General features: G+C 73.2%; 13 protein-coding genes. 9 read left to right on the top strand and 4 right to left on the bottom strand.

The window, feature by feature from the left end; all coding sequences use genetic code 11:
• The first annotated feature begins 38 nt into the window (after positions 1-38).
• Positions 39-1,511, top strand: a complete 1,473-nt coding sequence (locus tag ABZ479_RS10060; protein WP_500461076.1) for a cellulose binding domain-containing protein — start codon at positions 39-41, stop codon at positions 1,509-1,511.
• Between the two features lie 79 nt (positions 1,512-1,590).
• Here the strand turns inward: ABZ479_RS10060 and ABZ479_RS10055 are convergent, their stop codons facing one another.
• Both ABZ479_RS10055 and ABZ479_RS10050 read right to left on the bottom strand, forming a co-directional pair.
• Positions 1,591-2,694 carry a tetratricopeptide repeat protein gene (locus ABZ479_RS10055; RefSeq protein WP_500461075.1) on the bottom strand — a complete coding sequence of 368 codons (1,104 nt, stop codon included), beginning with the start codon at positions 2,692-2,694 and terminating at the stop codon, positions 1,591-1,593.
• Positions 2,695-2,756: 62 nt separating this feature from the next.
• A complete protein-coding gene (locus ABZ479_RS10050) occupies positions 2,757-4,256 on the bottom strand; it encodes a class I adenylate-forming enzyme family protein (RefSeq protein WP_500461074.1) in 1,500 nt (499 codons plus the stop codon).
• A 168-nt stretch (positions 4,257-4,424) separates the two neighbouring features.
• Here ABZ479_RS10050 and ABZ479_RS10045 point away from each other — a divergent pair, with 168 nt between their 5' ends.
• From ABZ479_RS10045 to ABZ479_RS10030, 4 genes are all read left to right on the top strand, one after another.
• A complete protein-coding gene (locus ABZ479_RS10045; protein ID WP_500461073.1) occupies positions 4,425-5,621 on the top strand; it encodes an amidohydrolase family protein in 1,197 nt (398 codons plus the stop codon).
• On the top strand, positions 5,612-6,733 hold the full coding sequence (locus tag ABZ479_RS10040) for an acyl-CoA dehydrogenase family protein (RefSeq protein WP_500461072.1): 1,122 nt from the start codon (positions 5,612-5,614) through the stop codon (positions 6,731-6,733). Before ABZ479_RS10045 ends, ABZ479_RS10040 begins: the two co-directional genes overlap by 10 nt.
• Positions 6,734-6,739: 6 nt before the next feature.
• Positions 6,740-7,651, top strand: a complete 912-nt coding sequence (locus ABZ479_RS10035; RefSeq protein WP_500461070.1) for an acyl-CoA dehydrogenase family protein — start codon at positions 6,740-6,742, stop codon at positions 7,649-7,651.
• A gap of 387 nt (positions 7,652-8,038) precedes the next feature.
• Positions 8,039-8,512: an ATP-binding protein gene (locus tag ABZ479_RS10030; protein ID WP_499599926.1), complete on the top strand. Its 474-nt coding sequence runs from the start codon at positions 8,039-8,041 to the stop codon at positions 8,510-8,512.
• A gap of 71 nt (positions 8,513-8,583) precedes the next feature.
• On the opposite strand, the gene ABZ479_RS10025 is transcribed toward ABZ479_RS10030, so the two are convergent.
• Positions 8,584-9,510 carry a cyclase family protein gene (locus ABZ479_RS10025; RefSeq protein WP_500461069.1) on the bottom strand — a complete coding sequence of 309 codons (927 nt, stop codon included), beginning with the start codon at positions 9,508-9,510 and terminating at the stop codon, positions 8,584-8,586.
• A 95-nt stretch (positions 9,511-9,605) separates the two neighbouring features.
• Between ABZ479_RS10025 and ABZ479_RS10020 the strand changes: the two genes are divergently transcribed.
• Genes ABZ479_RS10020 through ABZ479_RS10005 form a run of 4 tightly spaced genes read left to right on the top strand, consistent with a single transcriptional unit; the run spans position 9,606 to position 14,194 of the window.
• A complete protein-coding gene (locus ABZ479_RS10020) occupies positions 9,606-10,508 on the top strand; it encodes an SDR family oxidoreductase (RefSeq protein WP_500461068.1) in 903 nt (300 codons plus the stop codon).
• A gap of 28 nt (positions 10,509-10,536) precedes the next feature.
• A complete protein-coding gene (locus ABZ479_RS10015; protein ID WP_500461067.1) occupies positions 10,537-11,682 on the top strand; it encodes an acyl-CoA dehydrogenase family protein in 1,146 nt (381 codons plus the stop codon).
• A complete protein-coding gene (locus ABZ479_RS10010; RefSeq protein WP_500461066.1) occupies positions 11,679-13,145 on the top strand; it encodes an aldehyde dehydrogenase family protein in 1,467 nt (488 codons plus the stop codon). The genes ABZ479_RS10015 and ABZ479_RS10010 overlap by 4 nt, the downstream gene beginning before the upstream one ends.
• Positions 13,145-14,194: a Zn-dependent alcohol dehydrogenase gene (locus ABZ479_RS10005; protein ID WP_500461065.1), complete on the top strand. Its 1,050-nt coding sequence runs from the start codon at positions 13,145-13,147 to the stop codon at positions 14,192-14,194. The genes ABZ479_RS10010 and ABZ479_RS10005 overlap by 1 nt, the downstream gene beginning before the upstream one ends.
• A gap of 6 nt (positions 14,195-14,200) precedes the next feature.
• On the opposite strand, the gene ABZ479_RS10000 is transcribed toward ABZ479_RS10005, so the two are convergent.
• Positions 14,201-15,226 (bottom strand): GlxA family transcriptional regulator, encoded by a 1,026-nt coding sequence (locus tag ABZ479_RS10000; RefSeq protein ID WP_500461064.1) that lies wholly within the window; start codon positions 15,224-15,226, stop codon positions 14,201-14,203.
• Positions 15,227-15,269 lie beyond the last annotated feature (43 nt).

Here is a 15,269-nt window from a genome sequence, read left to right as displayed (position 1 = left end):
CCGTCGGCATCGCCCCTCCACCCGTGCTAGGAGCTTCCGTGGGTTCTGCCCGCCCCTCCGTCCGTCCCTCCGTCCGGCCCGAGCGTCCCGTCCCCGCCGGTCACGGCAAACGGCGCCGCCCCGTCCGGAGGGCGGCCGGGTACCTGCTGCTGGCGGCCGCCGTCGGCGCGGGCGTCACGGCGCTGTACCCCGAGTGGCGCGAGGCGCAGCAGCCGCCGCCGGAGCTCACCGTCCGCTACAAGGCGGGCACACCGGTGTCCGCCGGCGCGGCCCGGCCGTGGCTGGAGGTCGTCAACACCTCCGACCACCGGGTGAGCCTCGCCGACGTGGCGGTCCGGTACTACTTCACGCAGGACGGCGGCACCCCGTACGCGTTCAACTGCGTCCAGGCCTCGGTCGGCTGCTCGGACGTCGACGGGCGGACCGTCGCCCTGGACCGGCCGGCGGCGAACGCCGACCACTACCTGGAGATCACCTTCACCAAGGCGGCGGGCACCCTGGCGCCCGGCGCGAAGAGCGGCGCCATCGGGGTCCAGCTGTACCGCCCCGGCGGGAAGGTGGACCAGCGCGACGACCGGTCGTTCAGCCCCGCCCACGACACCTTCCGGCCGTCGAAGCTGGTCACCGGGTACCTGGACGGCAGGCACGTCTGGGGCGACGAGCCGGACGGTGAGGCCGGCACCCCTCCCCGGGGCTCCGCCGCGGGCGCGGCACGGCCCGCGCCGCCCCCCGGGATCGTCTTCGACGACTTCCGCTACAGCGGACCCCGGGATCCGGCGCTGCGCGCCCACGGCTGGCTGGTCCGTACCAGCGGGGGCGGGCCCGGCATCCACGACACGTGGTCGTCGCGGGGCGTCGCCTTCCCCGCGGACAAGAACGCCCTGGGCGGTCAGGTCCTGCGGCTGCGCGCCGCCACCGACGGGACGCGGCGCGGCACCACCCAGGCCGAGGTGCACACCACCGGCACGAAGTTCCTGACCGGGACCTTCGCCGCCCGGATCCGCTTCGCGGACGAACCGGAGAGCGGCCGCAACGGCGATCACATCAACGAGACCTTCTTCATGATCTCGCCCCACCACCACGCCGAGTACAGCGAGCTCGACAACGAGTACCAGCCCAACGGGGGCTGGGGCGCGCCCGGTCCGCGGCTCGACACGACGACCTGGCGCAGCGCCAGGGAGGGGGACCGGGTGACCCGGGCCACGACGGCCGCCCTCCAGGGGTGGCACACCCTCGTCACCACCGCCGCCCACGGCGTCGTGACCTACAGCCTCGACGGGCACGAGCTGTTCCGCACCGGAGGGAAGTACTACCCGACCCAGAACATGTCCGTGAACTTCAACACCTGGTTCGTGGACCTGCCGTTCGCGGGGAAGCGCACCTGGGACATGCAGGTCGACTGGTTCTACCACGACGCCCGGAATGCGCTGTCCCAGGCGGAGGTGGAGAAGGCGGTCGACGGCCTCGCCGCGGGCGGCACGGGCTACGTGAACACCGTCCGCGAGCCCTGAGCCGCCCCGCGCGGCGTGGCGGCCCGGGCGAGGCGCGGGGCCCTGTGAGGTGTGGGCCCGGGTGGGCGGTCGGCCGGGGTCAGGTGTCGGCGGGGGCGGGTCCCAGTGTGGTGGTGCCGATCGCCGCCCGGTGGCCCAGGCCCGTCCGGTAGGCGTCCAGCGCGGCCTCGACGCGGCCGGAGCGGCGCAGCAGGTCGCCGAGCAGCCGGCAGATGTCCGCCAGGTCCCCGGCGGCTCCCGCGCGTTCCAGCAACGCCAGGGCGGACACGTAGTGCTCCTCCGCCGCCTCCGGGTCGCCGCGCTCCTCGGCCAGCAGACCGAGCAGCCGGTGCGCGCCGCCGGCGTGGACGGCACCGCGCCACGGGCCGAGCTCGTCCAGCAGGCGGGTCAGCAGCTCCTCGGCCTCGGCGGGCTTGCCGCGCCGCCGCAGCACGTCCGCCAGCTCCACCTCGACCTGCACCGTGAACAGCACGGACCGGCCGGCGGACAGCATGTCGCGGGCGGTGCGCAACTCGCGCTCGGCCTGCTCCAGGTCGCCGTCCTGGGAGTGGACGTAGCCGCGCATCCAGTGGCAGTGGGCCAGGTCCGTGTGCAACTCCAGTCGCTGGAACAGCTCCTGCGCCTTGGCCAGCGACGCCTCGGCCTCGCCGGTGCGGCCCGCGACGATCAGGGTGCGGGCGATGCTGCGGTGCATCTGGGCGACCAGGGCCGGATCGCCCGCCTCGGGAGCGAGGTTGAGCGCCTGCTCGGCGGCGTGCGCGGCCCGGGCGTAGGCGCCCAGGTCGGTGTACGGGCCGATCGACGCGATGTACAGCATCAGCAGGGCGTCGGGGTCGGGCCGGGCGCCGTCCGGGGCGGTCCGCCGCTCCAGCCGGGTGATGCCCTCCTCCAGCAGATGGGAGGCGTAGCGCACCTCGCCCGCCAGCAGGTGGGAGACGGCCCGGCCGCGCAGGGCCGCGGCGCGCCGGGCGTCGTCGGCCGCCGGGTCCGCGTCCAGCAGCCGTTCCGCGGCCTCGAAGTGCACGCGCGCCTGTGTGAGTTCGCCCGCGTCCAGTGCGGCGTCGCCCTGCCGGAGCAGTTCGAGGGGATCCTGCGGGCCGTCCTGCGGGCCGCTTTCCGGACCTGTGCCGGGACCTTCCTCCAGGCCGTCCTGCGCCCGGTCCTGGCCGTCCTGTGTGCCCACCGTGACCCTTCCCCTCTGGAACTCTTGCGGAGGAGGTTACGCGGCTTTGCGCCGGACGTGCCTCACGCTTTCGTAAAGCGCTCCCTGAGCTTGTACTTCAGCACCTTGCGCAGGGTCTCGTTCCGCGGCAGCGCGTCCACCACCTCGAGCTGTTCGGGCAGTTTGTGGACGGCCAGGCCCGCCTCGCGGAGGAAGGCCGTGACCTCGGCGAGGGTGAGCGGCCCCGCGCCCTGCGGCTGCTCGACGACGGCGCAGACGCGTTCCCCGCGTTCGGGGTCGGGCAGGCCGATCACGGCGGCGTCGGCGACGCCGGGGTGGGCGTAGAGGAGTTCCTCGATCTCCTTGGCCGAGACGTTCTCACCCTTTCGGATGATGATGTCCTTGAGGCGCCCGGTCAGGACCAGGTACCCGTCCGGGGTCAGCCTGCCGACGTCCCCGGTGCGCAGGAAGCCGTCCGCGTCGAAGGCCCGCTCGGTCAGCCGCGGGTCCGTGTAGCCCTGGCACACGGCCTCGCCGCGCAGCCTCACCTCGCCGTCCTCGGCGATCCGTATCTCCATGGCGGCGGGCGGGCGGCCCTCGGTGGTGGCGAGCCGGTCGACGGGGTCGCGCGGCGAGCCCATGGTGATCATGGGGGCCTCGGTCATGCCGTAGCCGTGCGCTAGGGCGCAGCCGAGGTCGCGGACCACCGCGTGGTAGAGCTCGGGCGGCTTGGGGGCGCCGCCGCCGGACAGCAGGCGCAGGGTCGGGATGATCCTGCCGCCCGCGGGCTGCTTGCGCTGCTCGGCGAGGAAGAGGGAGTAGAAGGCGGTGCTGCCGCCTGCCATGGTCACCCCGTGCCTGCGGTAGGCCTCCAGGGAATCCGGGAGTGAGAAGTGCTCCAGCAGCAGGGCGGGGAAGCCGCACAGCAGCAGCATGACCAGGTAGTCGGGGCCGCCGATGTGCGCGTAGGGGAAGGCGACGGAGCCGACGTCATCGGGTCCCAGTTCCAGGGCGAGGGCGAGGCAGGTGCCGCCGGCGATGAGGCTGCGGTCGGTGTGCAGCACTCCCTTGGGTTCGGAGGTGGTGCCCGAGGTCCAGTAGATCCAGCGGACCCGGGTGCCGTCTGTGGGCGGGGCCGGGAGCGAGCCTGGGTCGCCCTCCGGGAGGCAGTCGTAGGCCTCCAGGACCTCGTGGGCCCCGAGGCGGCGGGCCATCGCGGTGTGGTCGAAGCCGCGCCATGTGCCGGGGACGGCGAAGAGGGCGGGGGTCGTCTGGCGGAGTATGTGGCCGACCTCGTGGTCGCGGTAGAAGGGCATGATCGGGGTCTGCACGGAGCCCAGCCGGGCCAGGGCCGCCGAGAGGACCACCGTCTCGATGCGGGTCGGCAGCTGCCAGGCGACCGCGGTGCCGGGCCGGACGCCCCGGGCGTGCAGCCCCGCGGCGACCCGCTCGGCGCGGTCGCGCAGCTGCCCGAAGGTCAGCCGGCGGTCGTCGGTGTCGAGCAGCGCCGGGGCGTCGGGGGTCAGCGCGGCGCGCCCCGCGATGAGCGCCCAGAGGGTCGGCGAGTCGCCCAGGCTTCGCATTTCTTCTCCTTCCGGTCAGTTACCTGACGTACCGTCAGACGGCTTGCCCGGAGCGTAGGTGCCCGGCCGGGTGCGGTCCAGGGTCCGCGCGCCCTCGATGGACGGCCCGGGACGGCGGGCGTAGTGTGAATCTGACGATGCATCAGATTCAAGGAAGGGCGGGGAGCGATGGAACTGCCCCGGATCATCAGCGTCGACGACCACGTGATCGAACCCGCACACCTCTTCGAGACCTGGCTGCCGGCGAAGTACCGGGACCGCGGTCCCCAGCCGCTGACCGCCGGGATCGGGGAGCTCGCCTACGTCGCCGGCAAGTACCAGATCACGATGGACCCGGACGGACCGCCGACCGACTGGTGGATCTACGAGGACCTCAAGTTCCCGTACAAGCGGAACATCGCCGCCGTCGGCTTCGACCGGGACGAGATGACCCTGGAGGGCATCACCCGCGAGGAGATGCGGCGGGGCTGCTGGGACCCCAAGGCCCGGCTCGCCGACATGGACCTCAACCACGTCGAGGGCTCGCTCTGCTTCCCCACCTTCCCGCGCTTCTGCGGCCAGACCTTCGCCGAGGCCAAGGACAAGGAGGTCGCCCTCGCCTGCGTCCGCGCCTACAACGACTGGATGGTCGAGGAGTGGTGCGGCGACAGCGGCGGCCGGCTGATCCCGCTCTGCCTGATCCCGCTGTGGGACGTCGGCCTGGCCGTCGCGGAGATCCGCCGCAACGCGGCCCGCGGGGTGCGGGCCGTCACCTTCAGCGAGATCCCCACCCACCTGGGACTGCCCAGCATCCACTCGGGGTACTGGGACCCCTTCTTCGCGGTCTGCGAGGAGACCGGGACGGTGGTCAACATGCACATCGGCTCGTCCTCGCAGATGCCGGCCGCGTCCCCCGACGCGCCGCCCGCCGTCCAGGCCTCGCTCTCCTTCAACAACGCGATGGCCTCGATGATGGACTTCCTCTTCAGCGGGGTGCTGGTGCGCCACCCCCGGCTCACGCTCGCCTACAGCGAGGGGCAGATGGGCTGGATCCCCTACGCCCTGGAGCGGGCCGACGACGTCTGGGAGGAGCACCGGGCCTGGGGCGGCGTGCGCGACGTGGTGCCCGAGCCGCCGTCCACCTACTACTACCGGCAGATCTTCTGCTGCTTCTTCCGCGACAAGCACGGCGTCGCCTCGATCGACGTGGTGGGCCGGGACAACGCGACCTTCGAGACCGACTACCCGCACGTCGACTCGACCTTCCCGCACACCAAGGAGGTCGCCCTCGACCATGTGAAGGGCCTCGACGACGAGACGGTGTACAAGCTCATGCGCGGCAACGCCATCCGCATGCTGGGGCTGGAGCCGGACCGGTGGACCTGACCTACACCGAGGCGGAGCTGGCGTACCGGGAGGAGCTGCGCGGCTGGCTCGCCCGGACGCTGCCCACCCTGCCGCCCGCGCCGGACCCCGCCGACTGGCCCGCCCGGCGGGCGTACGACACCGGCTGGCAGCGGCGTCTGCACGAGGCGGGCTACGCCGACGTGCACTGGAACGCCGACCCGACCCGGCGGCTGATCTTCCTGGAGGAGACCGAGCTGGCCGGGGCGCCCTACGTCGGCGCGAACTTCGTCGGCCTGCTGCACGCCGGGCCCACCATCGCCGCCGAGGGGACGGCCGGCCAGCGCGCACGCTGGCTGCCCCCGGTGCTGCGCGGGGACGAGGTGTGGTGCCAGGGGTTCAGCGAGCCGGGGGCGGGCTCGGACCTGGCGTCGCTGCGCACGCGGGCGGTGCGCGACGGCGACGCCTACGTGGTCACCGGGTCGAAGATCTGGACCTCGCACGCCGAGGTCGCCGACTGGTGCGAACTGCTGGTGCGCACCGACCCCGGCGCGCCGCGGCACCGCGGCATCAGCTGGCTGGCGCTGCCGATGGACTCACCAGGCGTGACGGTACGGCCGCTGCGGACCCTCGCCGGGACCACGGAGTTCGCCGAGGTGTTCCTCGACGAGGTGCGCGTGCCGGTCGCCAACCGGGTCGGCGCGGAGAACGACGGCTGGCGGGTCACGATGGTGACGCTCTCCTTCGAGCGAGGCACCGCCTTCGCCGGGGAGGTCGTCGCCTGCCGGCGGACCCTGCGCGAACTGGCCCGGAGCGCCCGGGAAACGGGGGCCTGGGACGACCCCGTGCTGCGGCGCAGGCTGGGCCGGCTGGCGGCGGAGTTCGGCGTCCTGTGGCGGCTGGTCCAGTGGAACGTCAGTGCCGGCGCCCCGGGCTTGGGGGGCTCGGTACTCAAACTGCGCTACTCGCACGCACGGCAGGAGCTCTACGACACCGCCGCCGAGGTCCTCGGGCCAACCGGGGCCCTGGACGCCGACCGCCCGTGGACGGCGGACCGGCTCTCCTCGCTCTCCTACACCATCGCGGCGGGCACGTCGCAGATCCAGCGGAACATCGTCGCCGAGCGGATCCTCGGCCTGCCGAAGGGGGCGTGAGCGGCCGTGGACTTCCGCCTCACCGAGGACCAACGGGCCCTCGCCGAGGGGACCCGCGGGCTGCTGGCGCGCCTCTACCCGGCGGAGCGGCTGCGGGAGGACGCGGCCGGGGCGGCTGCGGGCAACCCGGCGACCCTCGACCGCGGGATGTGGCGGGCGCTGGGGGAGGCGGGGTTCTTCGCGCTGCGGCTGCCGGAGGAACGGGGCGGACTCGGGCTCGGACTCCCGGAGGCCGTGCTCGTCTTCGAGGAGGCCGGACGGGCGCTGCTGCCGGGGCCGCTGGTGACGACGCACCTGGCGGCCGGCCGGGTGCCGGGGGCGGCCGAGGGCACCGCGGTGGTCACCGCGGCCGCCGGCGGGCTGGCCGAGTGGCTGGAGGCGTCCGACCATGTGCTGGGCTCCTACGACAAGGCCGAGCCGGTGCGTTCGGTGGACCCGCTCACCCCGCTGCACCGGGTTGTGGGCGGCGAACCCGCGGGCGAAGGCATGGCCGGCGGGGGCACGGCCGGCGAGTTGCTGACCGCGGCCCAGCAGACCGGCAGTGCCGCGCGCACCGTGGAACTCGCCGTCCGTCACGCCGCCGCCCGGGAGCAGTTCGGGCGGCCCATCGGCTCCTTCCAGGCGGTCAAGCACCTGTGCGCGGACATGCTGGTGCGGGCTGAGATGGCGCGCACGGCGGTGCGTGCCGCGGCGGTCTCCGGCGCGCCGGGCGAGGCGCCCGCCGCGCTACTGCTGGCGGACGAGGCGGCGGTCCGCAACGCCCGCGACTGTCTGCAGGTGTTCGGCGGGATGGGTTTCACCTGGGAGGCGGAGGTGCATCTCCACATCAAGCGGTCGTGGATCCTGCGGAGCCGGGGCCGTTCCGTGGCGGAGTGTGAGGAGAGCCTCGCGGAGGGTCTGCTCGATGGCACCTTTTAAGGCGATTGGCTGGTTATGGCCGTTTCGTCACGGATAAAGGGTTCCCGAGCGTCGATATCGGGTTGTGTCCGAGGTGTGACTTGTCACGCCATGGAGTCGGATCCCGCCTCGGGTACGCTCCATCGGGTGCGTGTGGTGGCGAAACGCGACGGATGCGGCAGTGGCGGGGCCTCGGTGCCCGGTGGGCTGCCTGTGCCGGGCTGTTCGAATTCGCCCCGTAATGAGCCCCGCACAGTATGCAGCACTCGTACCCCCTTGCGCTGGAATATGCCCGAAGCGCTTGTTGCGGTGACTGCGGGTCAATCATGCTGGGTCGCGATGAGGTCACGTACGGTGACCCTGCCGAGGCGCGAGGCGATGTGTCCGCCGGTTCGGATGGTGTGAGCGGTGCAGGTGCTCCAGGTTCAACTTGAGGTCGGCCCCGACCCCGCAGAGGTGGGCCGGGCCCGTCGGTGGGCCCGCTCGCGTCTCGCGGGCTCCGGGATAGGAGCCGACGAGCCGGTCGCCGAGACGCTGATCCTGCTCATCTCCGAACTGGTCACCAACGCCGTCGTGCACACCGGTTGCCCCGCGGTGCTGCGGATGCTCTTCCGTTCCTCCGGCGCCGCGCAGAGCGGTGAACAGGAGACCGTGCGCGTCGAGGTGGCCGACACCAGCGACGCCCCGCCGCGCCCGCGGCACGCCGACAACGACGAGACCGGCGGCCGGGGACTCGAACTCGTGGACGGCCTCGCGGACCGCTGGGGCTGGCAGCGCGAGGGGGCGGGCAAGCAGATCTGGTGCGAGATCGACCGCAGCGAGCGTCCGGCGATCGTCCCCGCGCAGTCCGTCGGCGGGCTGATCCGCCGCCCCGCCTTCTGACCGCACGGGTCTTCCACCCGCACGGTCCCGGACGCACGGGCCTTCCGGCCGTACGGACCGAGGGGCCGTCCTCAGAGCACCGCCACCGGCGCGACCGGACTGCCGACCCCGCCCACGAAGGGCTGCGGCGTGGCGTCCAGCAGGAACGCGTACCGTCCCTCCTCGGCGCAGGCCTCCGACAGCGCCTCGAGGTTCCAGTTCTGGCCCTGGAGCATGCCCATCTCCACCAGGTCCAGGGCGTGGACGGCGAGCCACAGGTCGTCGATCTCCGGCGGGAAGATCTCGAAGGTCAGTGTGTCGTTGGCGACCGCCGCGACGTCGCGGGCGTGGAACCACTCGGGGGTGCGCACCGACAGTCCCGGTGACGGGAAGGCGTAGGCGTGCTTGTCGCCCGCCAGGTACACCCGCATCTGGCCGGTGCGGACCAGCACGATGTCCCCGGCGCGGACCGTGGTGCGGGCCAGTTCCTCGGCCGCGTCGAGGTCGTCGGGGGTGACGGCGTGGTCGCCGGGCAGCCGGTCCGTGCCGCGGGCGCGGGCCACGTCGAGCAGGACGCCGCGGGAGAGCAGTGTCGTGATCTTCTCCATGCCGCTGAACGCCGCCCCGCCGTGGGCGGTGACGGAGCCGGCCGGCCGGCCGTTGTAGATGCGCCCCGAGTGCGAGACGTGGGTCAGGGCGTCCCAGTGGGTCGCCGCCTGCAGTCCCATGGTGACGATGTCGTCGCTGGTGGCGACCGTGCCCGGGCCGAACATCTCGTGGTTGAGCATCACCATGGTGCGCAGCGGGTTCACCCGGCCCGGGATCATCCCCGTCTGCACCCCGTCCTGCTGCAGGGGCAGCGCGAGCGGCACGCGGCGTCCGCTGTGCACGGTGCCGGTCGCCGCGCGGACGACCTCGTCGGTGATCAGGTTGAGGGTGCCGGTCTCGTCGGCCTCCCCCCAGCGGCCCCAGTTGTTGACGCGCTTGGCGATGTCGTGGAACTCGGCGGGGAACGCCATCGCTGCCTCCCGGTCTCAGGGCTTGTGCTGGGGTGCGTCCGTGCTCCTAAAATCTAACGGTCCGTCAGAAACTCTGAGAAGGGGCGGGACCGGACGTGGGCAACTTCCTGAGCGGAAAGGTCGTCGCGGTCACCGGCGCCGGGCGTGGCATCGGGCGGGCCGTCGCCCTCGCGTGCGCGGCCGAGGGCGCCAAGGTCGTCGTCAACGACTACGGCGTCGCGGTCGACGGCCGCGAGCCGGCCGGCGAGGTCGCCGCCGCCGTCGTGAAGGAGATCGAGGCGGCGGGCGGCGAGGCCACCGCGGTGACCGACGACGTCTCCTCCATGGCGGGCGGCGAACGGATCGTCTCCACCGCGGTGGAGACCTACGGCCGCGTCGACGGGGTCGTCTGCGTCGCCGGGATCCTGCGCGAACGCATGCTCTTCAACATGGGCGAGGACGAGTGGGACCCGGTCCTGGCCACCCACCTGAAGGGCACCTTCACCGTCTTCCGCGCCGCCTCCGCCGTGATGCGCCGACAGGGCACGGGCACCCTCGTCGGCTTCACCAGCGGCAACCACCAGGGCAGCGTCTCCCAGGCCAACTACTCCGCGGCCAAGGGCGGGATCATCTCGCTGGTGCGCAGCGCCGCGCTCGGCCTGCACCGCTACGGGGTGACCGCCAACTGCGTGGCCCCCGTGGCACGCACCCGCATGTCCGCCAACGTGCCCATGGAACTGGCCGAGATCGGCGAACCCGAGGACGTCGCCGCGATGGTCGTCTTCCTGCTCAGCGACCACGCCCGCGACATCACCGGACAGGTCTACACCGTCGCCGGACCCAAGATCGCGGTTTGGGCCCAGCCACGCGAACTGCGCGCCGCCTACGCGGACGGCGAGGGCTGGACACCGCAGCGCATCGCCGCCGCCCTGCCGGGCACGGTCGGCACCGACCCCATGCCGATGCTCGCCCAGCTCGAGGCCATGCGTGCCGCCGCTGCCGCTGTCCGAGGGCAGTGACGGCCCCGTACCGAGGAGAGGGCGGACCATGGACTTCACCTTCGGCCCGGAGACGGAGGCCTTCCGCGCGGAGGCACGGGCGTGGCTGAGCGCGCACCCGGACCGCGTGTCCGGGCGGGAGTGGGAGCGGGAACTCGGTGCCGCCGGATGGATCGGGCTCGGCTGGCACGGCGAGTACGGCAACCGCCGCGCCACCCTGCCCCAACAGGTGGCCTGGGGCGAGGAGTACGCCCGTGCCGGGGCGCCCGCCCGGTCCGGGCACATCGGCGAGAACCTGCTGGCCCCCACCCTGGAGGCGCACGGCACCCCCGGCCAGCGCGACCGCTTCCTGCCACCCGTCGCCCGCGGCGAGGAACTGTGGTGCCAGGGGTACAGCGAGCCCGGAGCGGGCTCCGACCTCGCCGGCGTGAGGACCGCGGCCGTCCGCGACCACGACGCCGAGGGCCCCTGCTACCGCGTGACCGGCCAGAAGATCTGGACCTCCCTCGCCCAGCACGCCGACTGGTGCTTCGTCCTGGCCCGCACCGATCCCGACTCGCGGCGTCACCACGGACTGGGCTTCCTGCTCGTCCCCATGGACCAGCCCGGCAGGATCGAGGTGCGCCCCATCCGCCAGCTGACCGGCACGGCCGAGTTCAACGAGGTCTTCTTCGACGGGGCGCGCGCCGACGCCGCCCACCTCGTCGGCGGGGAGGGCCACGGCTGGCAGGTCGCCATGTCCCTCCTCGGCTTCGAGCGCGGGGTCTCCACCCTCGTGCAGCAGATCGGCTTCGAACGCGAACTGCGCCAGGTCGTCGACCGCGCGGTCGCCACCGGGGCGGCGGCCGACCCCGTGCTGCGGGACCGGCTGGTGCGGCAGTGGGCCGAGTTGCGCGTCATGCGCTGGAACGCGCTGCGCACGCTGGGCACCGCCGACCCCGCCGCCCCGAGCGTCGCCAAGCTGCTGTGGGGCGGCTGGCACCAGCGGCTCGGCGAACTGGCCGTCGCCGTCGGCGGCGCCCCCGCCGCGGCCGGCCCCGCGCCGTGGGAGCCGGCACGACCCTACGAACTCGACCAGGCCCAGCACATGTTCCTGTTCAGCCGCGCGGACACCATCTACGGCGGCTCGGACGAGATCCAGCGCACGATCATCGCCGAGCGGGTGCTCGGCCTCCCGAAGGAGCCTCGCGGATGAACAGCGACGGGACGTACGGCCACTGGATCGGCGGCCGGTGGCACGAACCGGCCGGAGCTCACTATCCAGTTGTCAATCCGGCCACGGAGGAGACCGTCGGGCGCGCCCCCGAAGCGGGCCCGGCGGACGTGGACGCCGCGGTGCGCGCCGCGCGGGAGGCGTACGAGGGCTGGTCCCGTACGAGCCCGGCGGAGCGCGCCGCGATCCTGGAGCGGATCGCGGACGTCCTCGCCTCGCGGTCGGCGGATCTCGTACCGCTGCTCCAGCAGGAGACGGGAGCGACGATCCGTGTCGCGTCGAGCATGCAGATCCCCACAGCGGTGGACCGCTTCCGGCGCTACGCGCGGGGTGCGCTGGAACCGGACACGATCCCCTTTGCGCCGCAGCCCGTGAAGGCCTCGCCGCTCGCGCCCGGCGGGCTGGTCAACGCGGCCGCGGTACGGCGTCCGGTGGGTGTCGTCGCCTGCATCACCTCCTACAACTTCCCTCTGGTCAACCTGGCCGGCAAGGTCGCCCCCGCGCTGGCCGTGGGGAACACCGTCGTCGCCAAGCCCGCGCCCCAGGACCCGCTGACCTGCCTGCTGCTCGGCGGGATCATGCGGGAGGCGGGCCTGCCCGACGGGGTGTTCAACGTCATCACCGGCACGGGCGCCGCGGCCGGCGAGGCACTGGTCGCGCACCCCGGTGTCGACATGATCAGCTTCACCGGCTCGACGGCGGTCGGGCAGGCGATCGCCCGCGTCGCGGGTGCGTCGATGAAGCGGACCCTGATGGAACTGGGCGGCAAGGGCGCGGCGATCATCCTCGAGGACGCCGCTCCCGGCGTCCTCAGATCAGCGATATCTGCTGTCGGTTCAACATGGGCATTCCATTCAGGTCAGATCTGCACGGCGCCGACCCGTGTCCTCGTCCCCCGCGGGCGGTACAAGCAGGTGATCACCGCCCTTGAACAGTACGCCCGTTCGCTGACCCTCGGGGACCCTGTGGATAACTCCACCGTCGTCGGCCCGCTGATCACCGCCGCCCAGCGCGACCGCGTCGAGGCCCACGTCGCGGGCGCCCGTGAACAGGGCGCCCGCGTCGTCACCGGCGGTGCGCGCCCCGACCTCAAACCGGGCTACTACGTGGCCCCCACACTGCTCGCGGACGTCACGCCCGACATGACGGTCGCCCAGGAGGAGGTCTTCGGCCCGGTCGTCGCCGCCCTCCCGTACGACACCGAGGCCGAGGCCGTCGCGATCGCCAACGGCACCCCGTACGGCCTGTACGACTACGTCTTCGGCGACGACACCGCCCGTGCCTGGGCCCTCGCCGCCCGGCTGCGCAGCGGCAACGTCGGCGTCAACACCGTGCAGCGTCATCCCGAGACGCCGTTCGGCGGCTTCAAGCACAGCGGGATCGGCCGCGACGGCGGCTCCTTCGGGCTGCAGGCCTACAGCGAACTCCAGGCGGTGGTGTGGTGATGAGAGGCGTGATCTTCGACGGGAAGCAGCCCGCGGTCGTCGACGACCTCGAGGTCCGGGACCCGGGCCCGGGCGAGGTGCTGGTCCGCATCCGCGCGGCGGGGCTGTGCCACAGCGACCTGTCCGTCGTCGACGGCGTCATCCCCTTCCCCGTCCCGGTCGTGCTCGGCCACGAGGGGGCGGGCGTCGTGGAGGCGACCGGCGCGGGCGTCTCGCACGTCGCGCCCGGCGACCACGTGGCCCTGTCCACCCTCGCCAACTGCGGCACCTGCCCGGACTGCGACCGGGGACGCCCGACGATGTGCCGCAAGGCGATCGGCCGTCCCGGCAGGCCCTTCAGCCGGCACGGCGAGCCGCTGTTCAACTTCGCCTCCAACTCGGCCTTCGCGGAACTGACCGTCGTCAAGGCCGTCCAGGCCGTCCGCCTGCCCGACGGAATCCCCCTCACCTCCGCCGCGCTCATCGGCTGCGGGGTGCTGACGGGGGTCGGTGCCGCGCTCAACCGCGCCCGCGTCGACCGCGGCGACACGGTCGTGGTCATCGGCACCGGAGGCGTCGGCCTGAACGTGCTGCAGGGCGCGCGCCTCGCGGGCGCCTCCCGGATCGTCGCCGTCGACACCAACCCGGCGAAGGAGGAGCCCGCGCGGCTGTTCGGCGCCACCGACTTCACGGACTCCGCGGAGGCGGTGCGCGCGCTGCTGCCCACCGGCGCCGACCACGTCTTCGAGTGCGTCGGACACGTGGGGCTCATCCGCCAGGCCGTCGACCTCCTGGACCGCCACGGCCAGGCCGTCCTGCTGGGCGTGCCGCCTGCCGACGCCGAGGCGTCCTTCCTGGTGTCCTCCGTGTACCTCGACAAGTCCATCCTGGGCTGCCGCTACGGCTCGTCACGGCCGCAGCGCGACATCGCGCTCTACGCCGACCTCTACCGGCGAGGCCGGCTCCTGCTGGACGAACTCGTCACCCGGACCTACCCGGTGGAGGACTTCGCCGAGGCGGTGGAGGACGCCCGGGGCGGTCGTGTGGCGCGTGGCGTGCTGACCTTCTGAACCGTCTCAGAGCGCCGCCGTCGCCCGGAAGGTGCGCCGGTAGGCGCTGGGCGAGACGCCGATGACGGTCTGGAGGTGCTGCCGCATGGAGGCCGCCGTGCCGAACCCGGCCTGCCGGGCGACCTGGTCGACCGACAGGTCGCTGGACTCCAGCAGGTGCCGGGCGCGTTCGACGCGCTGCTGCGTCAGCCACTGCCCGGGGCTGGTGCCCACCTCCTCCCGGAAGCGCCGGGTGAAGGTGCGCACGCTCATCGCCTCGCGCTCGGCCAGCTCGCGCAGCGTCAGCGGCCGGTCGAGCCGGTCCAGCGCCCAGGTGCGCGCCGCTGCCGTGGTGGCCTGCTGGGGCTCGGGCAGGGGCCGCTGGATGTACTGGGCCTGGCCGCCCTCCCGGTGCGGCGGTACGACCGTACGGCGCGCGCTGGCGTTCGCGACGGCGATGCCGTGGTCGCGGCGGACGATGTGCAGGCACAGGTCGACGCCCGAGCCGACGCCCGCGGAGGTGAGGATGCCGCCGTTGTCGACGTACAGGACGTCCGGCTCGACCCGCACCCGGGGGAAGAGCCTCTGGAAGTGGTCCGTGCTCGACCAGTGCGTGGTGGCGCGCAGACCGTCCAGGTAGCCGGCCGCGGCCAGGAAGTACGACCCGGTGCAGATGGACACGAGCCGGGTCCCGGGGCGGATACGGGCGAAGGCGGCCGCCATCTCCTTGGGCAGCCGGCCCTCCGTGTGCGCGGCGGAACGCTCGTGGGCGGCGGGGACGATGACCGTGTCGGCCGTCTCCAGCGCCTCGGGGCCGTGGGCGACGTGGATCTCGAAGTCGGCGTCGGCGCGCACCGGTCCGGGACCGTGCGGGGAGCACGTCACCACCTCGTACAGGTCGGCCCCGCCGGAGTCCCTCGCGCCGCCGAAGATGCGGTGGGGGATGCCCACCTCGAAGGGGATCACCCCGTGCTGCACCAGGACGGCGACCCGGTGGCGCGCCGGCGTGCCGGGGTCTGCGTTCCGCGAAGGCGTCTCCATGGATACGGCCATGGCCCGATCCTTGCACAACATGGCCATCCGGCCACTCGTTCCG

The sequence above is a fragment of the Streptomyces sp. NPDC005722 genome, from assembly GCF_040630935.1.
Taxonomy (GTDB): Bacteria; Actinomycetota; Actinomycetes; order Streptomycetales; family Streptomycetaceae; genus Actinacidiphila.
Note: the sequence above shows the minus strand (reverse complement) of the source record. Positions and strands in the feature narration are given on the sequence as shown.